Source organism: Rhizobium sp. SG570 (assembly GCF_012275345.1).
In the GTDB taxonomy this organism is placed as follows: domain Bacteria; phylum Pseudomonadota; class Alphaproteobacteria; order Rhizobiales; family Rhizobiaceae; genus Rhizobium; species Rhizobium lusitanum.
Genome location: NZ_JAAZQI010000008.1, coordinates 55,776 through 78,897 on the forward strand (window position 1 = coordinate 55,776; position 23,122 = coordinate 78,897).

Sequence of the window (23,122 nt, forward strand, 5' to 3'; positions counted from 1 at the left end):
GTCTGATTGTCAATGAAGCAGCATATTAGCCCCAATGAAACTGATACAGACAGCTGCAAGGAGCAAACACCATGGCTGGCACGGCACTCGGCGAAGCCTCTCGCATCTTCACCCTTTTGCATATCCGAAAAATTCAACGGATGGCGCAGCATACGCTCGACGAGATTGCAGCGCGCTTCCCCGCTCACCTGATCGACGACGTCAATGCGCGCGGCCTCCCCCCGGATCGGACGCTGTCCGTATGGCCGGAAAAATTACTTGATTCCCGAAATGGAAGTTATTTTGATTCCTCGCGCTAAACACTGCGAACGCCAGGGCGAAACGCCCTCAAATAGGCTTCAGCCTCCCCCCTTTCGTAGAGCCTGACCTCTGGCACAATCCGACGCAGGCCAGAGCTATCGAGGTCCCGCCCCAGAATACTCGGGAATTGCCGCATGCCGTTGACGAAAAGATGGGCCTTTATGTCTTGAAAGGTCATGTAGCGCTCCTGCAGGCCCCACAGGATCTTAAGGGTAAGCCTGCCACGAGGGATCACGCGCGCGCCTCGCAACATCGCTCGCGAGGTGCGCATCATTCGAAAGTAGAATAGCAAGTCGTCAATAGATATCTCGGTGTCAGGGCTAAGGGTTGACCCGCGTGACTGACAGATTTTTCTCACTCGGGCTTCGTCCGTGGTGAACAAGCATTTTGAGAACCAGTTGCTGTTCCCCTTGGAAGGCTGCCACCTTACTTTGATTTCGCCGTTGAGGATGGCTGCGAAAACCTGCGCCCAGGGATGCTTTGAACTCCGAGAGGCATGCACCAGCTCGAAGATAGGTAGGCCTCTCGCCTCTACCGATGGGCTTCGCTTAAAGGACTCGGTGTTGAGCAGCGGTGCGTTCGCGGGTGCGCCCAACAGCAGCCCGAGCGACCGGTCGGGGCACTGGACGGACCCAATCTGGTATAGATTCAACACCTCGCATAATGGCAGCCCCAACTCTTTGCCCTGCAGTTTCACGGCTTTTGGATAGAAAATCGGCGGATGGTCACCTTGAGCAATGCTCGTGCCCGGATAATGAAATCGCACTCGCTTCCCTCTTCCAAATAGGATGTTTAGCTCCTTTCTCAGAAAGCGTCTGAGGTCTTTGAAATTTCGCGGGATGCTCGCCACCACCGGATGTGTTTTTGAGCGGCGACAATTCGTCACCCTGCTGTCTTCGATAGAGATCGCCATATCGAGGAACCCATTCGGCCAGTTGAGGACACTGTTGGCGGCCTCGAGAATGAAATCGTGCGGGATGATATAGTTTTCACCCAGTTTGGTGTCCTTGCGGCCTGTCGCCTGCAAGTTCAACAGTTTTGCAGAGTCCACAATGAGCGTGAACAATTCGCCCCGAGAGAACTGCCTCAAACCGTCGTCGATATTCCACTGCATCGAGCGATCTGCGCAAGGATCAATGAGAGAAAGGAAGAACTGGAGCGCCGCCTCATCGGCGATGTCTACGTTTGATGTCTCGAGCTCTCGCAGATCCGCGCCACAATAGTTGCAAGACGCTAGTACGGCGCTCCTCTCAAATGTGAGACGTGCTCCGCAGCTACATTGATCCACGAGCCTCTCGCGATTGTCCGGATCGAACGAAAAACAACGAAGACCCCAAATGGCTTTTTGATATCCTTTTTGCTTCAAGTAGGTCGGCGATACTTTCCTCGCACGACCGAAGCTGAAGGGCGATATTTTGGCACCGAAGAAATTGATCGGCCCGGGCTGTCGTCCGTACAGGAGCTCCTGAATTCTTTCTTCCCTCACGCCTAAAATTGTCGCGATAGCCACCGCGTCTATGGTCCGGGCCGTCATAGCGCTGTGCGACCACTGAGTATTTTCGGCATAGCCCAGCATTAGATTGATTGCTCGCATGCCGCTAAAGCCATTTTCAAATGTCGCCCTCATGAGCAAGTCTGGAACGCCTTCACCAGGTCTTGGCTCTACGGGAAATGCGAAGGAAGGAATGTCCATCGGAGTGGACACCAGTTTGTTTGCTTCCATGAGAAGTTTGCTCACAGCGTCTCCTTCAAGAAATCGTTCACGTCCGTTACTTTCCGATCGCGTAGTGACGCGAAACGACGATTTGCCGGGGATTGGGCAACAGCCCCCCCTGTCGGATTATGTTTCAGAAAGGATCGCTTAGCGGTAATACCTCGGACGCCAGCACCGCTCTGGCGTCGAATTCGGTCTGCAACTCGATACAGGCTAATCGATCAGACATCGAGAAACTAAACTTGGAACTCGGAACAAGCGGCAGATCGTCAAGCTAGGACAACTGCAGTCCAAGGCAAGAAAGCGCTTCATCGCGCTGCCAAAAAGTCACGTCTCCTGACCTCATGCATTTAACATCGAACGCTTTCAAGGTCCGAGAGAGATTTCTGGCCGGTCGGCGGCTCATCTCTGCAAGGGTATGCAACTCGAAGATGAATACCCACGATTGCCGCAATTGCGCAAACCTTCCGAGTGTGGACACGCCTTGCATCAGCCCGGAGTTCACAATGTTGGCGGCGACAGATTGTGATCGATCTATAGCCATCGAGATCTCTCTATGACTTATGGGAGCGTTCCGGTTTTCATCATTCGTTCGCTGCTTCTCAACAAGTGAGCGAAGCAGTGAAATGTCAGTCACGACAAGTTCCGACATGAGGCCGCGCGTTGGCCGCCTACCGCGCCACACCTCAAGCCGGCCCTCAAGCACCGCCCGCAAAATCGACGACCAGCTGAATGTCAGCGATGGGTCCAATGCAAAGCAACAGGATACGAGCCCTAGCGCGCCGGCTATCGTGCCGGGGCGGATTACCTTGGATACGCCGGCGATCAAACTGCCCTCGATAGTCGGGAGAGGAACCGGGCCAAGGTGGGCGACATCCGTTGCCAACTCAGGTGCCAAACCGCGATTCAGTAGCTCGCATACTACTGGAATCGACACGCCTAAGTCCTCCGAAAAACGGTGAACAGTCCGGATATCTCGCAACGCGGTCATGTAACGGTTGAAGTGCCCTTTTCCTGCGAGACAATCGTCCGCTTGAGCGCCTCGGCTCCGGATCAGACTCAGCACAGCCTCTCTTGGGCGCTTCAATCGGCTTGCCTCTGCAAAGTTAGTTGGATACGCGAAGCTCGACGACGTAGGTCCTCGCGAATTCAACGCCTCAATGCGCCGCACTGCATCAAGCAGGTCTTTGACTCTTGCCCTGATCGTCGCGGGCACTGTTGGATCAAACTGTAGTCTTCGGAGCGGCTTCCTATCGAACCAACCAAGCTCTCTGTTTTCCGGTGTCGGGGCAGTAACAGTTTCCACAAGCTCTATGAAGCCATTGGGCCAATCGAGAACGGCCCTACCCGCTCTTTCGAGATTATGGGGTTGGATCGCTTTTCGGTGATCAGCGGACTCAACACGCTCGCAAGTTTGGGCGATGCGCACGACCAGTTGAAATAGGTCACCAACGCGCTCGTCTTCGAGCTGCGATCCGGCCGGAAGCGAAAAGCGCCCATCCGGAGCTTCGGGATCGATGATGCGAGCAGCGAAATCCAAGGCCCGCTCGTCGCGGGGCTCGTAAATCCTAAGCGGACCATCTCGAAGGTCGGCCCCACATCGGTCGCAAGTCCAAGCGTCAACGGCCAATTCCCACCCGAGCAGCGCATCGCAGGGGCAGCGATCGCAAAGATACTCTCGGCTCACCGGATCCAAGGCTAGAGGTTTCAGCGACCAGATTGCTTTCATACTCCCGCCTTGGGCCAGCGTCTGTGGAGCGATACGGCGGGCACTAGAGATGTGAGCACGTCGCACGGCGTGACCGAAGAACATGACAAAATCTCGGCTGGCGTGGACAGGGAGTTTTTCTTGGATGAACCTGTCCTGGACGGTTGGGTCAATGCTGAGAACTCGAGCTAATTCCGCGATGTCGCCTCGGTTATCGCAAACTCCAAGCGCTGAGACCTTTCGAACAGACGTACAACCCGCAAGCTCAATGATGACTGAAGGACGAGGAAATCCATTCCATAACGAGGCGCGATGGAGAGCCTCCCTCATACCTTCCCCACTCCCGAGTTCGATACCCAATGCCAAAGTCGCAGTCTGGCACTGGGTATCGTGCGCCGCCCCATCTGTCCGGTAATGCTCAGGCACTTTGTCGCGCCGTCTTGGCCTTTGCTCTCTCTCTTGCCTCCCGTTCTCTAGTGAATGGGTTCAATGTTACGAAGCCGTGGGGAATGGCATAGAGGTCGGTGGCAGCCTCCAGATGTCTTACGTCGACACAATTAGCTCCTTCGTCGCGCGCTAGATATGCCGCGCGTTCCACCACGCGCGAAATTCGTCCAGGAAGGCCACCGGCAGCCTCCACTAAGCATGCGAGAGTATTCTCCACCACAAAATTGCTTCGGCACTCAAACAGGCCGTGCTCCTTCAATTTAATCCCAAGGGCTGAGCAGTATCGGACAAGCACGGCCGCATCTTTTGGCTTGGTGAGACTTAATGGCTCGAGAAGGACCGGGAAATCTATACTGCAAATCTGCCCGTCACTACCAATCCTCGCCTTGGCCTCATCGGTGCCGACGACCACAATTGGGCAACCGGCGAATTTTGCGAGACCGCGCAGAGTATTGTGTGTTCTCGTTGCGTCTTTATCGTTTGCGTTTCGCATTCTCAGGTTGTTCGACTCGTCAAACACTATCAAGTGCATGGGATGTTTCGCTATTAAACCGTGGAGTCGATCCAACATTTCAGCGGGCTTGCCCAGAAAGGGCAAGGGATCGCCCAGTCCTTTGAGAACTTGAGGCATGAACGCGCTTTGAGACGACTCGCCGTTTAGAGTTATGATGGCAACTTTCGTTTCTTTGACATTGTAATTGCCGCCCAGAAACTTTTCCACGTACCAGCTTATGATGGTGGTTTTCCCAGCGTGTGACGGAGCGAAAATCGTAACGCACCCCGCCTCTGCGCGTGTCGGGCGATTGTCGTTTAGAGCTGCCAAGCGACTGTTTTTGAGGCGATTGATCGCTTGATGCGCTTCGTCAACTTTGGGAAGAGGTATACGCATTTGACGGAACTCATTTGAGATATCTGGCAGTGGTTTCATCTTGCGTGGGCTCCACTTTTCAATTTCAGTGACGTGTCGCAGCCATTTCAGCTTCCAGCTGGTCGAGGAAAGCCTCGCTCTCCGCTGCCGACGAAAACACGTAAGACGGCTGCGAGGGCGGAGGCTGCCATTGCGGATCTGGCGACTTTGGTTCTGGGGGCTTGGATTTCGCTTTTGGGGCACTTCTCTTGGGCGTAGTGGGTGGTTCACGGCCCTCGTCGGCCGCATAAGCGAACGGGATGTCAACGTTCGAGACACCCAGGTTGGTGACGGGAATAGTGATATCAAATCGGCGCACGTCCGGCGGGATGACGATCGGCCGGCCGCCTTCCAGCAGCCTAGCTGTCGTTTTCCCAGCCTTATGGGTCTGTTTGGGCAACAACTGCTCAAGCCGCTCAAAGTATTCCCTCAGATATTTTGCTCGTTTCTCGGGCGGGTACTTCAGCTCGAATATTTTCGCGTTGGCCTTCTTCGCGGCGGCGGCGAAGTCGAACGAAACCGGGGTATTCGCAAAGAGTGGATCCACATTTCTCAATTCGACTGGCTCCTTTCCGCCAGGACCAATCACGCCGATCGAACTGCAGTCGCGGAGCTTCCATAAAATTGTGATCTCCACGCTGACGGGATGGCCAAGCTTGCCTTTCGTCTTGGCCGAGAATTCCTCAAGGAGGCGACTTACGAGACCTTCGTCATGGTAGCGATGCCCTTTAAACTCGACCCCATTCCTTGTCAGCGTTGCCCCCGGTTTTCGACGACGGAGCATAAGGTCCAATTGGCGCAGATCGTTGAGCACACCTCTTCCGTGTCTTTCCAAGCCGGACACAAACCGGGAACCAGGCGGTTCGTTCGTACCGGCATGGGGTCTCGTATGATGTTCGGTGACAAGCCTGTGCGTTACGAGTTCATCAATCTCATCCAGATCAAGCCGAGCGTATTTCCGGTAATCAGACGAGTTGATGTCCTTCTGGTTAATTGGGAACCCTCCTGGCAAAACCGCCATAACTCCTTTCACGGTTCCAATGGCACGCTCAACTATCGCCTTCCACTCGGGCGACGCCAGCGCGGCGTATTCGATGGCAATGTTCATCGCCAGCAAACCGAGCTGGACGCTGTCGGTGACGTGAACTCTCAGGTTGTCAAGTACAACTGTTTCTGGAGAACCATGCCCTGCTGTCGCGTCTGGTAGATCCGGATAGCGCCTCATCCAATCGATCTTAGGCGTCATCACCATTCTCAGGCACGCCATAAATGTGGCAATGGATGGCGGCTCGAAAGTAAGAATGAAGGCAAGGGTCTTTCTGCTAAAGACATCCACCGCGTAAACGATCTCCGGTCGTTTCGTCGTAAGAAGCTTTGGCTCTTCCTCACGCGAACTGGCATTCTGATCGACTGGATTACGCGGCAGCGCCCTGTTGACCAAGCTTTCGGAGCGGCTTTTAACAGCAGACCAAATGTTGCCGAGCGTCTGGTCAATAATCACGATTTGCAAAGGACGCACGGCGTCCTGCGGTTTGATCACACCCTTCAGGCTCTTGTTGACCTTACGAGCTCCGTGAAGTCGTACGAGGTTAGCTTTCTTGGACGCCTCGCTGAACCAATTGCGGAAAACGCGTTCCGTGGGCGGATCGGGACGCTTTCCCTCGATGCCGACGCCATCGTCCCTCTCCAAGTAGAATTGTCCAAAAAACCACTTGTATGCCTCCGCGCAGCTTGGAAGTTCGCGGCGGAAGACTCTGTCGATCGCCTCGTGCGCCAAGGTATAAGTCCACTGCGGCCAGATACCCCGTGCCCTTATAGCGGGATCCTTTCTCATGCAGTCGACCAAGCTCACATGCCTCGTCCGATTGCGGACAAGCACCCGAATGACTGTCGCTGAAGGTGTCCATTTGCCGAGGCCTAGCTTTCCGGCTTCTTCGTGATTATCCCTCATGAATTCCGCGAGATCGTCCTCGGTTTTTGTGTAGTCGAGATTGAAGCTACGCTGATCGATGTACTTGTTTCCATAGAACTGTTTGGTCCGTGCGTGGATTACCTCTTCCCATTGCTTCTCCCAGTCCTCCATCTCGCCAACGGTCACCATCCGTCCCTCCGGCTTGACCAAAGCCAGAAGGTGCCGAGCCGTCGATGCCCTCAGCTCTTGTCCCGCCTGGGCAGTTTGCCAGATGTCGCCGTTCGCGTACTCCAACGCGAACTCGGTCGCGTCTTTGACGAGAACTTCACCGTTGGGATACCGTTGCAGCGTTACGGCCTGGGTGTCCAAGCTGACGACCGAGAAGTCGCCGGGCTCGGGGATGGAAAGCAGCATGAACCTGTCGCTAAGGCAGATACTAAACATCTCGGGCGATTTCCGTCTGCTGTCTCAACCAAACCAGGGCGTCCGGCACCAGACCGTTTCGAAGATCGATCGACACGAATTGCTTGAAATGCAGCGCCTTCACGAGCCGTTCACCTTTAGGCTGCCCTCCCAATTCGTGACTGAGAGTGCCGTAGGTCAGGCACCGCTCTCGTCCGAATGCGAACAAACAACGGGACCGTTCGAGGTCGCCGACGGCATCTCTGGCTCCGGCTTCCAGGTGAGTGATGATGTGCATCTGCTCGAGATTGATATGTGGCCGCTCGGAGAGGATGAAGAAAGGTTGGCCAACGTGAGCATAGATCGCCTTCACCAAATTCATCTTCGTTTTGTTCGACGGTTCTTGAAGGCTTTTGTCGTTCGTCGACTTCATCTCAAGGACGATTGGCACGGCGTCGTTGGGCGCGATCGGGCCGTGGAACGGATCGGCCACCGCCTCGAACAACGGCCTGCCTATGGTAAGGTCATCAAGGAAGCTGCGCTCAACATGGGCTTCGATGTCCGGCGTATAACGAAATTGCCATCGGATCCCGCGCACCTTAAAAAACAGACTATGGGGCTGCGAGTTGATCCTCACCACCCGCGAACACGCGGAGAGCATCCTCAGCGCGTTCCGCTCGACGTTGCGACTTTCCCACGGCACGCCGAAGTGTTTACTTTTATTCAACGGCACCAGACCAACTGGATGTGTTCGACGTCCGCTTGCCACCCATCTAACTGGTGTGTCGTCCTTGGCTCGGGCGAAGGCGAAATAATCGAGTACGTATGGATCGTCATCGTTAGGCATCAAGACTCCTTGTCGGCTGTGACCGTTCGAAGTCCGGAATGAAAAAAGACAGATTCCGGCCTGCATGACAAAAAGGTCACGAAAAGATAGACTTAACTTCCGAGACTAAAACGCTTACTTAGAAAAGATGCGCAAGTTGCGACATTTGAAACAAGACATGATTCCAGACAAAGCAGAAGAAGGGAATCCTTTCTATCAACAGAAAGATTCCAAATCAGAAGAGTCGCAGCTCGACCTTGCGGGCTGGGCCGGCGAACTGAGACGCAAGATCGCCACGTCCGAAGAGCAGACTGCCGTCCTTCGCAGTCGGGCGGCTTCGTTGCGAACGCGGGCGGACGTAATGCTGGAAATGGCGCAGCAGGCTGACGCCGAAACCAAGGCACTTCGGGGCCTGCTTCAACAGGTCGAAACGACCGAGGTGTCGATCAAATCGCGCTCGCGCGCCTTGCCAAGGGAACTCGCTCGCGCGGAAAACTTGGCCTCCCGCATCCGGGCGCACACTAAAATCATCCTCAAGGCTGCCGGAAAGCCACTTGGAAGAACCGAAATACTCGCACAGCTCATTGAGGATGGCATAAGCGTGCCCGGGCGGAGTCCGGCGCAACGCGTTGGGAAGATATTGTGGGCTGCCGAGGAGTTCGAGTATCTGGGAAAAGGCTACTGGATCACGGGTGAACCAATTGCCGACCACCTCATTCCTTCGAAGCGGTATCGAGCGCCAAACCGCAGGAAGTAACTCAGATCGACGTATGCCCAGCAAGCGAAGCGGAGCGGCTTCTTTGAATATGGTAAGATGCCCGCGCCGCGCAAAAGTTTCGCGACGCTTTCCGTTATCTTGGATCATTTCTTCCTCCTAAAATAATTCCTTTTTGCGCTTACTAGGCGGCATTGGCATCTTTGATTTCATTCGCAAAACTCCTTACGTGGCCCACAGATGGGTCCAGGAATACCCGCGCCGAAGTCAGGACACTGAAGGAAAAGCCAGGAACTTGGGCAGCCGCGGCCAAATCTCCCCGGCGCGGTCATCACGCCGGGGAAAGTGTACTTTCATCGCCAGAAGACGGGCCTTGGCTCTCGCTCTGCGACGTAGACCTCCGACACGTCCGAACCCCGGTTATCCACGGCCTATCGCTGACCCAAAGACACGGGCGACCGCGATGGAATGCGGGTTCCGTACTTAATCGCAAGGGATCAAGCTGGGGAAAACGACGTGGACTAGTCGCTATCCTGACCGATGCGATCCATCCTTCGGAGAAATACTGAGCGGAGCGTGTCGACCAATTCCTCATACGAGTCGTTGAACGGTTGCAGGTCGAACTCGCGCACGAGCACTGGAATGTCTTTGGCAGGCGGGTTGTTGAACGGCTTCATTCGAATATCTCCATTGACCGCTCCCTTCCGGGTACGGCGTGCTTAACCGAGGTCACGGCGAATACGTCGCGGACCATGCGTTGTTGCATAGAGGTTCATTGAAAAGGCCGAGCTACGCGCAGTAGCTGCAGCTGCGCCAGCGATCAAGCCGAACGAGCATAATTCAGCTCGCTTGAGAGCCTGGTTCCGCTGCCGAAGTGTGGCAGTTTGGCCAATCCACCGACTTTTTCGCGTTGAAGCCGGATAGCCAATGCTCCCCGGTTGTTTCGGAGGGATGTTCGGTATAGAAAGATGTCAATGGTCTACTCCTATTCTGGGCCATTTGCGGCAAAACTGCGTGAACAGATTTTGCCGACCGATCGAGACGCACCGCACGCCAATGCGGTGCGTTCTCATTTGAGCCGATCGCGCCGTGAGCGGGGTGCTCATCGACGTTCGGCACGTGGAAATAAACTCCATCCGCGGTCAATTTCAAGCTCCTCTTTCCGAGGTAAATGTCGATTGCGTTTTGCGTGAATGGCGGTCCAAAAGTCCTCTTTACAAATGGCTGAAAGGAGTTCGCATACTAACCTCCGAGTCGGCGCTGCAACACGACATCGAACTTTCGATCGTTATCGAAACTCGCTGGAAGTGACCGCAAAAAATTGAACGCGGCGGCACCGAACTTTACTGAAGCCACCTTTTCCAGACCTCCCGGTGGCGTGCACAATTCCCAACCGCTCAGGCCAAATTGCAGACGCCGATTTTCAATCCACCCGCAGAAAACGATGAACACTCCCCGCTCACGGGAGACGTCTGACTCGGCCTCGCTTCGCCCGCCAAGAAGACTTCGGCATTGATCGAAGTCTTTCACCAAGCCAAAACGAAGTGAATTCAAGACGTGGGTTCGACAGCACGGAGCCGAACGACGAGCTATCTCTGCTCGCGATCGGTGGATTTGGCAGAGGCGAAATCGGAACCTTGAAATATTCCCGGACGGAATGGAAAAAGGTGCGCGTCAGAGATGTTTCTCCCGACGCGAGGAAGTAATGGTTCGTGTTGGATAGCTCGGTGTTTACGTCTGGGTCTTGCCGCTCGACAGCGGTGCGCCGATGCGCGTAGCAGCGCGCCCATTCATCCAAACGCTACTGGATCGCCGTCATAAAATTACGGCTTGATTTTTTCCTAGCCCACCTTCAGCCCGAGTCGAATGTTGCTTTTGGGACACTATAGTAAGAGGAATTTCGCAGCTCGTTTTAAGTTGCTCCGATCCGTAGACCCTCAGGAGGTCATGTTCGGGACTATGATCTCAATGCCCATAAGGTCCCACGCGTCTCCAATTTAAAGGGAATCAGCATGTCCAAACGTCGATCGATATCCATTTCACGCTGCGCTACATCCCCGCCCGCGAGCACAGGAACCCGATCACCACGCTCCGACACACCGACCACCCCATCCTCAGGCGCGGCCAAGCTTGCCCTGCCGTGCCATTGTTCGCCAAGTCGACAGATGGTTCGGCTTCAAGCCATGCCGCCGTGCGACCCCATTCACCATCGCGCCGGGCCGACGGCTCTCCGAAACGATTTGCGCCTTGACCTCGTCCGGCCAATGCCGGTGAACCTCATGTCCAGACTTCCTGGTCGTGAGAACCTCCAATGTATTCTCCATGGAGAAACTCCCGCTGCTCGTCCCTAGAAACCCTCCCCATTCACGAACCTTGCGACCCCACTCGAAGGCGACGCGCTGCCATTCGCACATAGTACTCCTCGCGCTCGACCAGGATTGCTGAACGCCCGAGGCGATTGCAGACTGCCCCGACGGTTCCCGATCCTGCGAACGGGTCGAGTACCCGGTCACCTGGCTTCGTCAACGAAAGAACAAGGCGGTCGATCAACGCCTCTGGAAACTGGCAGGGGTGATCCAACTCCTCGGGGTGATTGTATTTGACGTTCGAAATATCACTCCATACGTCACCAGGGTTATTGCCTTTGGGATTGCCGCTCAACTCGCCCTTCTTGGGTCCCTTGTAGTGGCGTTTTTGAGGATATTTTTGCGGCACCCGAATAGGGTCGAGATCGAACGTGTAGTTGTCCGATTTGGTCGCCCAGACGATGGTCTCGTGGCGTCCGGACAACCTGTTCCGGCAGTGCAGCCCATGGCCGGATGTCCAGACGATCCGGTTTCTGATCTTCATCCCCAGGTCGCGGAAAATGGGTATGATGATGGAGTCGATCGGGACAACCTCCCCGGCATGAACGTAGTTGCCCACCTGCCATGCCATCGCGCCATTGGGACGCAGTGCGCGGTGTGAGAGCCGATTGACGAATTTGCGATATCGACATTCAGGTAGGATCGCTATGAAATACAAAGTTGGGTAAAATCTCGACAACAAATGAACAGCAGTGAGCCTTATGCGGACCATCGAGAAGGCTGAACACATTCTCGTGGACGGCCGGGCCGATTTCATCGCGATCGGCCGTCCGATCCTTGAGCGCCCCCCCCCGCCGACTGGCGGAAATCCCGCGAACGCGCGGTGTAGCAGCGGCTTTCAACCGAACACCCCTGTGGATAACTGTCCCTTCGCCCCGGGAAGGAGCGCTCTTAGATCGCAACCCGTGTACTTTGCCTTGGACTGACGCGGGTTGGATCATGAAGCCGGATCGACTTGGGAACATTCTGGAAGAAATGGAGACGCGGATAACGCGGACCCAAAAAGCATCCTCGAACGCCGGCGCTCCGGAATTGGATGCGCTCAAGGCGGCTGTCAGAAGATGCCGCGCGAAGCTTGATAAGGTGAACATTGCCGACATTAGCGGGCTCGAGAAGCTCGTCGCGAACCTCCCTTATGAGGGCGACCGGTTACGATTCATCAACCTTATTGCAGGCCTGAAAATCGGCCTCAATCAGATAGGCCCTGACGATATCCTGGACGCCACGCCCGGACAAAAACTGGCAGCCTTCCAATTCGGGTACGAAGGCGAAGTGCTAAAAGTCGTCGATCAGCCGATCAAACCCTATGAGCGTGAGAAAGATATAGCAATGGCCGCGCTGGAAGCGGCCATTCAGAACGGCATCTATGTCAATGAAGACCTGCAGGCGACGAACGTTTCCCCGCGGGTCAGAGACGCCTTCGCAAGACTTCAAACGACGATGTCGTCATACACGAACATCGTGCAGATCGGAGCTGGCGCTCAAATCTGCAGTCGCTACGTGCAAATGGAAGCCGAAGAGCTTTCATCGTCGATAGCAGGAATGCTGATCGGTCATCTGGAAAGCGTTTTCGCTGCTCTCTCCCAATTCCAGAATTGGAGAGAGTATTGTGAGAACGCCTATGGTTTGCATCTGGAGCCGGGATCGATAAAGCAGCTGACGGAGAGCGCCGCTCGTCTCGTGAAGCATCTTAGGGACATTCCGACGGTCGACCCGGCTGTGTCGGACGCTTTGGAAACCGTGGTCAGTTGGGTAGAGGACGAGGAACAACCGGATAAGCGTGACGTGCTGTCGCTGGGTCGAACGCTGGAGAACATATGGTCCGCGGTGGTCAAGCAGACGCTTTCCTTCGCCAAAGACACTCTTGCCGCCACTCGAAAGCTTGTGATTAGCGCCATAGCCGGCGGGCTGCTCGTCTATGCCGCGACTATGGTTCCGATCATCGCGAAAATACCCGGTGCGCAATGGATCGAGATCGCCTACACGTACATCAAATCCGTTCGCGAAAAGCCGTAAGGCTTCCGGCCCACGAGAATTGGTTGCCTTCGAGCCCATTTCTGACCTGAAAACTCGATGCGTACGCCCGACTTCGTCTGATTCAGAAAGCAGGATCAACACCACAACTTTGGTTGTTGAAGTGCAACTTCTGACAATTGACTATCGTTTAAGTAATAATACTCTGCTTTACACGTAGTGGGGGAGCTATGACATGTCCGGGCCAGGTGACGATCGAAAATCCAACAACAACGAAAGCAGATGGACGCCGAGATCGACGACCGGAACACCCGTACAAGGCGGCGGTGGCGGCGATCCCGGACCAAACCCTTGCATGTTCACTGAGGTGACGATTCTTGCTTCTCCTAACATGACGGTGGTCAACACCCTATCGGTCAACACCTTGATGACCGTGGTGCAATCCGGCCCCCGTGTAGTTGCCCAAGCCGCCACCGGCATCGCCGGAGCGATCACCTCCGCACGCTTGCCCGAAATCATCCAGTGCATGAATGCTGGCCAGCAATACACAGCTCGGGTGACGCAGATCAGCGGCGGCGCGGTCACGGTCGAAATCTATCCCATATGAGCCAGATCGATATTGTCGGCGGCATCTACCGCGAGAAATGCGCCTTCCCGTATTGGGACCAATTATACGGGTCAGCAGGCCGTGCAGCAGCTGCTTTAGCCGGCCATGTCGGAACCATCCGCCTCCACAGCGCGCTCGCGGATGAGGAGCTCGTGAGCGCGAACGCTATCTTTGCGGACGAAGCGATCGACCTCAAGATCACATCTCGTCGACACCCAATCGCCTTCGAGTACCTCCACAGTCTTTCCGTTCCCAAGATCGAGCCACGCCACATTCAGCCGGTCAGTATGCCAGCGGTCGAAGGCGATGTTGTCGTCAAATTCGGCATGCTGGAATGCGACCCCAAGGTATCGGCCGACCATGTCGTCTACGATCCTCAATCGTCCTCCAATCCACGCGGGTTTTCCGCTTCAGGCTCAGAGGCCAAGCACCTGGCCATCATCGCCAATCGCGGCGAGATTCTCGGCATGGCCCGCACTTCCTCGGTCGATGAGGCGATCAGAACGCTCTTCGCGACCGAGAATGCGGAAGTGATCGTGGTCAAAGACGGCATCAATGGCGCAACGGTCTATGAGCCCGGAAACGCCCAGCATGTATCCGCATACGAGACACAGAACGTCTTCAGCATCGGTTCCGGCGATGTCTTCGTGGCGGCTTTTGCCTTGGCCTGGGCAATTCAGAAGCACTTGCCCGCCAAGGCTGCCGAGTTCGCCAGCCTTTCGACAGCAGACTATGTCGAAACGCGCGCGCTGCCGATCAAATCAGTTTCGTCGGAAACGACGCGAAAACCGGCGGCAAAGTCTGGCGGCGACATCTATCTCGCAGGCCCATTCCGGGAGCTGGGCCAGCGAATGATGATCGATGACGCCCGCGACCAGCTTACCGGCTTGGGGATGAGGGTATTCAGCCCGATTCACGACATCGGCCCCGGATCGGCGGACATCGTCGTCAAGCAGGACCTTGCTGCAATTGACCAATGCGATGCGGTCTTTGCGATCTTGAACGGCAGCAGCCCGGGTACTGTGTTCGAAGTCGGATACGCGCGAGCGCTCGGCAAGCCTGTCTTCTGCGTCACACAGAACATGCGCGAAGTCGATCTCAAGCTTCCACGGGGATCGGGTGCCCATCTCCACGACGACTATGTCAGCGCCCTCTTTCAGATAGCGTGGCGATCATGAGGCGGGCACTTCTGCTTTCAGGCGGCATGGATTCCACGTGTCTTGCTTATTGGCGCAAGCCCGATCTTGCGATCACCATCGACTACGGACACAAGGCTGCCGCCGGAGAAATTCGTGCGGCCACGGCTGTTTGCCAGACACTTGGCATCGATCACAAAATCATCCATTGCGATCTATCTGCCTTGGGGAGTGGCGATCTCGCCGGAGCAGAAGCCAACCCGCATGCTCCGGCAAGCGAGTGGTGGCCCTATCGAAATCAGATGCTGGTCACGATCGCGGCGATGGAATGCATCAAGCACAAGATCGACGTTCTGGAGATCGGCGCACTGCGTACCGACGGCTTTCATGCTGATGGCCGCAAGGAGTTCGTGGAAGCGCTGAGCGCCCTGCTTTCCATGCAGGAAGGCGGACTGCGGCTGGAGGCTCCCGCCGCCGCCTACTCCGCCGAGGAACTCGTCGAGGTGTCAGAGATTACGATGGATGTCCTCGCGTGGTCCCACTCCTGCCACAAGAGCGATTACGCTTGTGGTTACTGCCGAGGATGCGAGAAGCACTATATCACGATGAAGGCGATCGGCGTTGAGCCATATTGATCCAAGCCCGACGGGAATCCCGCCGCCCTCGTCTGCGCCGGAATGGCTTGCCCCCCAGGCGTTGAACCTCCCGCGCCTGATCGCTCCAACACGAAACTTCTTAGACCTACTACGGTCGAGGCGCTCCACGCGTGCTCTGGAATTGGCTCCGCTTCCCGAGGCGGCGGCCGTTGTGCGTGAGGCGCTCGAGGCCGATTTTCTCGGGAGCGGGTCGCATCTCGGTCGAAAGCGGAAGCGCGTAATATCGGCGGGAGCGCTGCACCCCGTGAAGTGCGTCGTCATCGATCCCGACGGCCTTGCGATCACTTACGATGACGACACCGACCAGTTCCTTGCCATCAAACCCAGAAACCCTGACCTGCTCGCCGCGGCCATGACGAAATGCGCGGCGGTTCTTCCGTCCGCGCATGGGCACGTCATCAGTCTGCTAGCGGATGTTCGAGCGCCGTCTACCGTCTACACCAATCCGGACTCACTGTTATGGCGCGATGCCGGCGCAGTCCTGCAAACGTTGGCGCTTGTTAGTGAGGCGTTCGACCTCGGCTTTTGTCCGCTTGGCATTCTCGGACAGGAATTCGCTGACGCCCTACTTCCCGTAGACCATCAATTCTTAGGGGTCGGCGTGGCGGTAATCGGCCGGAGCGCTTCCGAGTAAGCGACGTCAGAAGGCCAACTGAAGCTGCGCGGGAGCTGCGACCTTCATCGGCTTCGAAGTCGGACCGATGCGTCTCATGAAGTCCCACATGACCGCATCGAGAATGCTGGCGCGGACCTTGATCGCATTGGCGAATTTCAGGAAGAGGTCCTCCAATCCAAAGTAGTCTTTGGCGGGATGGGAATCCGCCTCGAAGACATTCATCATCACGCAGGCCCGGTGGAGGTGAACGTCGATGATTGCGACTTCATCGGAATCGAGATGGTTTCGAACGACCCATGACGCCGTCTTTGGGCCGATGCCCGGCAATACCAATAGCTGCTCACGAAGCTGACGCTCCGGTACATCGACGGAGAAATCTCGCGCTCTCTCTAGCGAGCGAGCGAGATATGAAGCCTTCTGGCGAGCAAAGCGGTAGCGCCGCTGCTTCCCGCCGACCGCGAAGGGTTCGATGAGCCTGTCGTGCAAGGCCTGCTCGTTGGCATGGCCGTCTAGCAGGCCTTCGTCACGAAGGCGCTGAAACGCGATCATTCCCATTTCCGCAGGAATTCCGTAGCCACCCAAGAGGCATACTGCGATTTCCTCAAGTAGTGTTTCACCCAATCGATGATCGCGGTATAGGTTGCGGCGCATCTGCGCCTCGGACTGATACTTCCAGAAGGCCGGTGTGAAAAGCTCTTCCGGGCCGCCCCAGCACACGCCGGGCACGACTTCATCAATGCTCTCAGGAACGGTGTGTTCCTCGATGTTGCCGTCAATGTTTACCCAGAACCGCTGCATGTTGCCCTCTCGCGGCCGCTCCCAAAGCACTGCGCCTTACTACTGTCCACGGGAATCTCGGATTCCCTTCTCACTGTCCACGATAACCACAGCAATCTTGCGCGAGCGTTCAGCCGTGTCGATGGTCAGCTATGACGATGCAATCGACAACCGCCTCAGGCGGTCTCGTCCGAGATCTACCGCCTATGGCAACGTTCGTTTCAAACGCACCCTGAATCTGACCAGCGTCGAAAGCAAGCTATTTCCCAGCAGCCAGGTCAGTAAGCGCTTTGATGCCCACGGCGAAGTCGCGCGCCTCGTGTGGTCCGCCCTTGTGGATGACGCCCGCGACCTTGTCCTCGTCGTCCAAAACGGGGCCGCCGGACATTCCCTGTGAGAGCTTTTGAGTCACCTCGACCAATTGCACTGCACTTTTGACTGGCAGTGCGCTCACTTGGCCCGATCGAACATTGATCCCATCTCCCGGGCCGTAGGACGGATAGCCGATCGCCGCGACGCTGTCGCCAATGCCGGCAACACGCGTAGAGGCCTGCAATTCGTAAAACTCATTGCCGGGAATGCTGTGTTCGAGGATAGCGAGATCGCGCACGGCACAATACGAGACGACCTTCACCTTGAAGACGTTCGAGCGCTTTGTGGGGTGGTACACATCAATTTCCCCTTTGTTCGCTGCCTCGGCCACGCAATGCCACGCCGTTACGAGACCAACGTCTTCGAGAAAAAAAGCGCTCCCTTGCGCGCCGTTCCCTTCCCAATGCTCGAGCACCCAGACTGCACGCTCGCGGATTTCGGCCTGAGTCGCCAGGAGTTTGATACGGTTGGACGAGAACAAGAGGTTGAACCTCGATGCGAGACCACGGAAAACAGGGTCGGACCTGCCCTTCACGCTTCCGATCCACGAAATCTTTCCTTTGAGGTAGAGGTCGATTGAACTCGTTCCTCCGTATTTCTCGGCGTATTTCTGCTGGGCTACTGCCAAGCCGTCCTTCTCGACCGAGAAAAGCGCGCTCCGTATGTCCCGGATAAACCTGCGATCAACATTGAGTCCTTCGTTGATTTTGAGGCCAGTAACGATCCGCCTCGAATTCCTGTCTGCATAGTGAACCTTAGAGGCGTTGACTTTGAAGCCGTTGTTAAGGAACGACTGCTTCAGATGAGGCACCAACATATCGAAATCGAAATTTCCCGCTGGAGGTACCGCTGCCTCGAATGGCGAAGACAAGGGTTGGTAGCTCGAGAAAGTGATGTCGTCCGCATATCTAGTATAGATGCAGTGCACCTTCTTCGCGATCTGTTGGAGGTCTTTATCTAGCCGGAAGCAGATCATATTCGAGAGCACGGGGCTGCTGGGGGCTCCCTGTGGCAGGTGTCCCTTATTACAGCAAATCCGAGCGACGATTTCCGCTGCCCCTTCGTCGACGCCGAGGGCCTTCAAAAGTCCGATAACGCGGTTCTCGGATATCGAACCGAAGAAGTTCTCGATATCCAGATTTATTACGAACTTGCTTCTGAGGTGCGACGAAGCGTTGGTTCGCACTGACCGGTCGAGGACAAAGCCGTGAACCGGATTGCGGGGCTTGTAAATCTGGTCAAGCAAGTTGGCGATGTACCGCTGGAGCATCTTGAGGCGATCATCCGGCGCGTTGATCACTCTACTCTTTCCAGACGGTTTCGCGATTTCGAAATCGCTGTACATCCGGTGACGGAACCACCAAATCTTCTTCAACTCGGCAACCGAAACACCAAGATGGTGAAGAAGCGCGCCCTCGCTGGTCAACGCCGCAGGAATGGTCGCGCGAAATCTCACGCCGCCGAACACGGTCAATGGATGTGGCACGAGGTCTCCCTCCAATCACGCCAGGTGCACAGAGCATAGTGTGGCGCGCAACGATCTTGTTTAGGACTTGAGCTCTTACGCCGCAGTTACGACAGCGCGTATGCGAGGGGAGACCTCGTGCTCAAAGACGTAGCAATCAGCGGTCGCATCAGATAGCGGCAACTCGCAGTTATTCACAGACTTCGAGACACGTGAAACCCGACACGTCATTTGTCCTCGTGGCCGACCACAAAATTCGCGAAAGCCAGGCGCGATGAAATTGCAAAAATGGGTGAAATATTGGCACAAATGAACATTAAGGACACCTCCTTATTTTCGACTGCGGGTTCAGCTATTGCGATTCCAGCAGAATTTGCCCAAGTGTTTACTGGTAAATATCCCGAAAGAATTAATTCCTGCTCTGCGTGCCGTCCCGAGGTGAATGTGACTGTCTATCGTTTTGGCGAATTCGAACTGGATCCCGGTCAGCGCCGATTAAGCAGGGGCGAAGCAGCCGTACGTATCGGTGCGAGGGCTTTCGATGTGCTGACATGCCTGGTCGAGAAGGCGGGAACAGTCGTAACGAAAGAAGAAATCATCAAGACCGTCTGGCCGAGCACATATGTCGACGAAGCTTCCCTGCGCGTCCACATGGTGGCCCTTCGCAAGGCGATCTACGACGGTGAGCCAACTCTCTGTATCGAAAGCGTACCGGGGCTTGGCTACAAATTTGCAAAGCCGGTGTCTACGATCATCGATGATTCCTCCGCCAGTCCAGCGCCTACGACTCGCTACGGCCTGCCGACAACGATCGTGCGTTTGATCGGGCGAGATGAGTTCATCGCCCAGAGTGTAGAATTGATGCGCTCGATGCGGTTGATGACGATTACGGGACCAGGAGGCATCGGAAAAACCTCGACAGCAATCGAAATCGCCCGCTGCCTGGCCACAGAGAACACCAGTGTCGTCTTTCTTGACCTCGCAGCCCTGTCCAATGGAGAATTAATAGTCTCGCACCTGGCGTCGTCGCTTGGTCTAAGTGTCTTTTCGTCGGACCCCATGCCTGGCATCGTTCAGGCGCTGGGAAATTCGCGCACCATTCTGGTGTTTGATAATTGCGAACACCTGATCGATAACTGTGCCGGCGTCGTCGACAGGCTTTTGCAACTTACACCCGCCACCTCTGTAATCGCGACAAGCCGCGAACCTTTGAGGATAGCTTCGGAAAAGGTCCGGCTCCTGCCTAGCCTGGACGTTCCGAAAAAAGACGATCTGCCGTCCGCCTGTAATGACTTTTCCGCACTGGAACTTTTCAATGAGCGTTTGATTTTCGCCACGGGCCAGAACGGGCTTACCGAAACAAAAGACATTTCGGTTGCCGCCGATATTGTACGCAGACTGGACGGAATCCCCCTCGCGATCGAACTGGCGGCATCACGCGTTGCAGGGCTCGGCCTTCAAAACACGGCTTCTTCCCTCAGCGATCCGATCAACACCCTCTGGCGCGGTCGCAGGACTGCCCCTCCCCGACAGCAGACCCTGAGAGCGACAATAGAATGGAGCTACAATCTGCTCACGATTGAGGAGCAGCTTCTACTCAACTGCCTTTCGGTTTTCGCAGGATCGTTCATAAGCGACGCGGCTTGGTCGATAGCCGAGGATTTTCTCGATAGGGAAACGTTCTCGGACGCGCTCTCCGCCCTACGGTCGAAGTCGCTAGTCTCGACGTCCGGTGGCGACGGACGCCTTCGTCTACTGGAAATGACCCGCGCCTTCGCTCGCAGGCAGCTTAGCGCAAGCGAGTTCGCTGAATCCTGCAGCCTGTCACATGCTCGTTGGGTCTGCGCGGAACTCGAACAGGCGAAAGCCGAGTGGCGAAATGTCGATAAGTTCGAGTGGCTTCAAGCGCACGGGAACCTCATAAACGATGTCCGCGCAGCGCTCGACTGGTGTTTCGACACGGGTCAAGGGAAGTTGTGTTTCGAAATTACGGCTGCGTCCCATATCCTCTGGACACAGCTCGGCTTGATGAACGAGCAACTGAAGATCGTCGAGCGGGCTATGGCGCTAATGGAGGGAACGGCCGACGTCGACCCTCTGATCGAGGCCCAGCTTCGCTCTACCCTCGGCCTCGTGCTCTTCCATGTGCGAGGGTTGCGTGCTGACCAACAAGCCATCCGGGAATTCGAAAAGGCGGCCGAGATCGCAGAGACGACCGGTGACCACGTAGAGATCGTCAGGGCTCACAGTGGACGCTGCGCAATCATAACAACGCAGGGAAGATACGCGGAGGCTGCTGATATTGCGCTTCAGCTGGAGTCCAAGTTTGGCAAGCTCGCTCATGGTGCAAGCAGCAGAATCCTTGCCATGAACACCCACTTCCTTGGGCAGCATGAAAAGACGAACCATCTTTGCACTGTTGCTGTCGAAGCCACCCGGGTGCCGATCGGCCGCACACTGACGAGTGGTGCGGGATATGATCAAAAAACGGTCGCATTGATGTTGATGGCCAAAACCGCCTGGATCCAGGGCTTCTCGCAACGCGCGATTTCTCTCGCGGACGAAGCTATCGCCGAAGCCCTAAACTTGGACGATGCGATATCAATATGCCTTGCGATATATGTTTCCGCATTTCCGGTGTATTTCGGTCTGGGCGAATTTCAAGTTGCACGACATCACCTCACGCTTCTTCGAGAACTATCGACGAAACACTCGATGCAAAGGTCGCAGCTTTGGGCCGATGCCTTCGAGCTGTTGTTCCCGGAATCAAACGCCACGACCAGGCAGTTCGAAACCGCATTCGTTGGAGACACCAACGGGGCACGGCTTGAGACGGTGATAGCGCTCGCAGGAGAGCGTTGCGGAGCGCATCTCGTGGATTGGGCGCTCGCCGGAGATGCCGGCTGGTGCCGTCCAGAACTCCTCAGGATAAAAGGCGACATCGTTCGTCACAGCGATCCCGCAATGGCCCGCGACCTATATTCCCAAGCAATCGCTGGCGCGATCGCCCAGAATTCGCCGTTGTGGCAGCTGAGAGCCGCCAACAGTAATGCTGAATGGTTGCAGGATGATGGACCGTCGACCTCCAAGCGGATGATAGAGGCAGCGTTGAAGGCGTTCCCGGAGACACCGCCGAGAATAGAGCTTCAAACCGCAGAGCGCCTGCTCGCCTTATAACAGCTGGCATCTCCGAGTGAGGATCTAAGCCAGCTGGTTATGTATAGCTTCGGAAATCGTTGACGAGCTCTCGCCAAGACCAATGCATGCAAAACCCTTGGCGCTGTGGGAAACACAGCATGCACCACGTCCTGCGAAGTGCGCAGGCAATAAAACGCAGCCTCTATCGCATGCACGCTCAAGGACACCCTTACGTGTTTTCCTGGCTTGGTCGGCATCGAAGCAGAACGCGCTGCTCCATTCAGGATAATAGACCTGAATCGGATGATGAACGATGTCGCCAACAAAGAGCCCTTCCCGGCCGTCATCGCGTAATGCAAAAAGAAGATGGCCAGGGGAATGACCGGGAGAGTCTTCCGCAAAGAGGTTGTCTCCGATCTGAAAACCGCCGTCGACGAGCAGCTCCTGGCGATTTTCTATGACCGGAAGGATGCTATCTTCATAAAGCAGAGAACCCCAAGCCGCGTATGAACCGCCGCCGCCATCCGGCGAGAGCGCCTGATAATCGGTTTTCGAGATCACATATTTTGCGTTCGGGAACGTCGGAACCCAGCGCCCATTGGAAAGGAAAGTGTTCCATCCGACATGATCGGCGTGAAGATGAGTACAGAGGACGTAGTCGATTTCCTCCGGGCGGACTCCGGTAGACGCAAATCTATCCATGTACGGGGTGTTCAGCATGTCGAACAAGGGAGCTCCGCCCGGTCGCTGCTTATGGTTGCCCGTGCAGGTGTCGATGAGAATCTTGTGGTGTTCCGTCTCTACCAGCCAGCTGTGGCACGACATCACCAACCTTCCGGTTTCCCGGTCGAGATAACGCGGTTCGAGCCAATTGAGATGCGGCGCTACCGCGTCGGTAGACCAATCGGGGAGCAGGTCGTTAGGCATGAAAGCCGGACCGCGGTATTCCTCTATCCTTGTGATTTTGATCGATCCGATTTTCATTTTGCGCCTCATGGTGAACCGGACAACAAGCGAACAGCCTGCCTCGCACAAGTATTGTATAATCCGGCCCTTTAACTGATCCACTTGCGTTTTCTGCGTT

General features: G+C 55.8%; 19 protein-coding genes. 8 read left to right on the forward strand and 11 right to left on the reverse strand.

Annotated features, from left to right (window positions below):
• Window positions 1-71 precede the first annotated feature (71 nt).
• A complete protein-coding gene (locus tag FHT28_RS17320) occupies window positions 72-299 on the forward strand; it encodes a hypothetical protein (RefSeq protein WP_168596855.1) in 228 nt (75 codons plus the stop codon).
• Here FHT28_RS17320 and FHT28_RS17325 read toward each other — a convergent pair.
• The 5 genes from FHT28_RS17325 to FHT28_RS17345 form a co-directional block, all read right to left on the reverse strand.
• On the reverse strand, window positions 296-2,038 hold the full coding sequence (locus tag FHT28_RS17325) for a hypothetical protein (RefSeq protein WP_168596856.1): 1,743 nt from the start codon (window positions 2,036-2,038) through the stop codon (window positions 296-298). The two genes, FHT28_RS17320 and FHT28_RS17325, sit on opposite strands and share 4 nt — an antisense overlap.
• A gap of 250 nt (window positions 2,039-2,288) precedes the next feature.
• Window positions 2,289-3,554, reverse strand: a complete 1,266-nt coding sequence (locus FHT28_RS17330; protein WP_168596857.1) for a hypothetical protein — start codon at window positions 3,552-3,554, stop codon at window positions 2,289-2,291.
• A 586-nt stretch (window positions 3,555-4,140) separates the two neighbouring features.
• Window positions 4,141-5,097, reverse strand: a complete 957-nt coding sequence (locus tag FHT28_RS17335) for an ATP-binding protein (protein ID WP_168596858.1) — start codon at window positions 5,095-5,097, stop codon at window positions 4,141-4,143.
• Window positions 5,098-5,122: 25 nt separating this feature from the next.
• Window positions 5,123-7,402, reverse strand: coding sequence for a DDE-type integrase/transposase/recombinase (locus FHT28_RS17340; RefSeq protein ID WP_168596859.1), 2,280 nt, complete (start codon window positions 7,400-7,402; stop codon window positions 5,123-5,125).
• A gap of 22 nt (window positions 7,403-7,424) precedes the next feature.
• Window positions 7,425-8,237: a hypothetical protein gene (locus tag FHT28_RS17345; RefSeq protein WP_168596860.1), complete on the reverse strand. Its 813-nt coding sequence runs from the start codon at window positions 8,235-8,237 to the stop codon at window positions 7,425-7,427.
• Window positions 8,238-8,394: 157 nt separating this feature from the next.
• Between FHT28_RS17345 and FHT28_RS17350 the strand changes: the two genes are divergently transcribed.
• Window positions 8,395-8,973, forward strand: coding sequence for a hypothetical protein (locus tag FHT28_RS17350; protein WP_168596861.1), 579 nt, complete (start codon window positions 8,395-8,397; stop codon window positions 8,971-8,973).
• 479 nt (window positions 8,974-9,452) lie between these two features.
• Here the strand turns inward: FHT28_RS17350 and FHT28_RS17355 are convergent, their stop codons facing one another.
• The 3 genes from FHT28_RS17355 to FHT28_RS17365 all read right to left on the reverse strand — a co-directional run bounded on the left by FHT28_RS17355 (window position 9,453) and on the right by FHT28_RS17365 (window position 12,054).
• Window positions 9,453-9,608: a hypothetical protein gene (locus FHT28_RS17355; protein WP_168596862.1), complete on the reverse strand. Its 156-nt coding sequence runs from the start codon at window positions 9,606-9,608 to the stop codon at window positions 9,453-9,455.
• Window positions 9,609-11,045: 1,437 nt separating this feature from the next.
• Window positions 11,046-11,255 (reverse strand): transposase, encoded by a 210-nt coding sequence (locus tag FHT28_RS17360; RefSeq protein ID WP_168596863.1) that lies wholly within the window; start codon window positions 11,253-11,255, stop codon window positions 11,046-11,048.
• A gap of 40 nt (window positions 11,256-11,295) precedes the next feature.
• Window positions 11,296-12,054: a site-specific DNA-methyltransferase gene (locus FHT28_RS17365; RefSeq protein WP_168596864.1), complete on the reverse strand. Its 759-nt coding sequence runs from the start codon at window positions 12,052-12,054 to the stop codon at window positions 11,296-11,298.
• Between the two features lie 275 nt (window positions 12,055-12,329).
• Here FHT28_RS17365 and FHT28_RS17370 point away from each other — a divergent pair, with 275 nt between their 5' ends.
• The 5 genes from FHT28_RS17370 to FHT28_RS17390 all read left to right on the forward strand — a co-directional run bounded on the left by FHT28_RS17370 (window position 12,330) and on the right by FHT28_RS17390 (window position 16,304).
• On the forward strand, window positions 12,330-13,313 hold the full coding sequence (locus FHT28_RS17370) for a hypothetical protein (RefSeq protein WP_168596865.1): 984 nt from the start codon (window positions 12,330-12,332) through the stop codon (window positions 13,311-13,313).
• 193 nt (window positions 13,314-13,506) lie between these two features.
• On the forward strand, window positions 13,507-13,878 hold the full coding sequence (locus FHT28_RS17375) for a hypothetical protein (protein ID WP_168596866.1): 372 nt from the start codon (window positions 13,507-13,509) through the stop codon (window positions 13,876-13,878).
• A gap of 152 nt (window positions 13,879-14,030) precedes the next feature.
• Window positions 14,031-15,056: a PfkB family carbohydrate kinase gene (locus FHT28_RS17380; protein WP_168596867.1), complete on the forward strand. Its 1,026-nt coding sequence runs from the start codon at window positions 14,031-14,033 to the stop codon at window positions 15,054-15,056.
• Complete coding sequence (locus tag FHT28_RS17385; RefSeq protein ID WP_168596868.1) at window positions 15,053-15,649, forward strand: 7-cyano-7-deazaguanine synthase; 597 nt, start codon at window positions 15,053-15,055, stop codon at window positions 15,647-15,649. The genes FHT28_RS17380 and FHT28_RS17385 overlap by 4 nt, the downstream gene beginning before the upstream one ends.
• A gap of 61 nt (window positions 15,650-15,710) precedes the next feature.
• A complete protein-coding gene (locus tag FHT28_RS17390; protein ID WP_281408449.1) occupies window positions 15,711-16,304 on the forward strand; it encodes a nitroreductase family protein in 594 nt (197 codons plus the stop codon).
• A gap of 6 nt (window positions 16,305-16,310) precedes the next feature.
• On the opposite strand, the gene FHT28_RS17395 is transcribed toward FHT28_RS17390, so the two are convergent.
• Window positions 16,311-17,084: a hypothetical protein gene (locus tag FHT28_RS17395; protein WP_168596870.1), complete on the reverse strand. Its 774-nt coding sequence runs from the start codon at window positions 17,082-17,084 to the stop codon at window positions 16,311-16,313.
• 238 nt (window positions 17,085-17,322) lie between these two features.
• Window positions 17,323-18,921, reverse strand: coding sequence for a reverse transcriptase domain-containing protein (locus tag FHT28_RS17400; protein ID WP_348644993.1), 1,599 nt, complete (start codon window positions 18,919-18,921; stop codon window positions 17,323-17,325).
• A 267-nt stretch (window positions 18,922-19,188) separates the two neighbouring features.
• On the opposite strand from FHT28_RS17400, the gene FHT28_RS17405 reads away from it, so the two are divergent.
• Entirely contained in the window at window positions 19,189-22,077 is a 2,889-nt protein-coding gene (locus tag FHT28_RS17405; protein ID WP_168596871.1) for a winged helix-turn-helix domain-containing protein, read from the forward strand.
• Between the two features lie 24 nt (window positions 22,078-22,101).
• Here FHT28_RS17405 and FHT28_RS17410 read toward each other — a convergent pair whose 3' ends face one another.
• The gene (locus tag FHT28_RS17410; RefSeq protein WP_168596872.1) at window positions 22,102-23,022 is read right to left on the reverse strand and encodes an MBL fold metallo-hydrolase; all 921 of its coding nucleotides are present in this window, start codon (window positions 23,020-23,022) and stop codon (window positions 22,102-22,104) included.
• Between the last annotated feature and the right edge of the window lie 100 nt (window positions 23,023-23,122).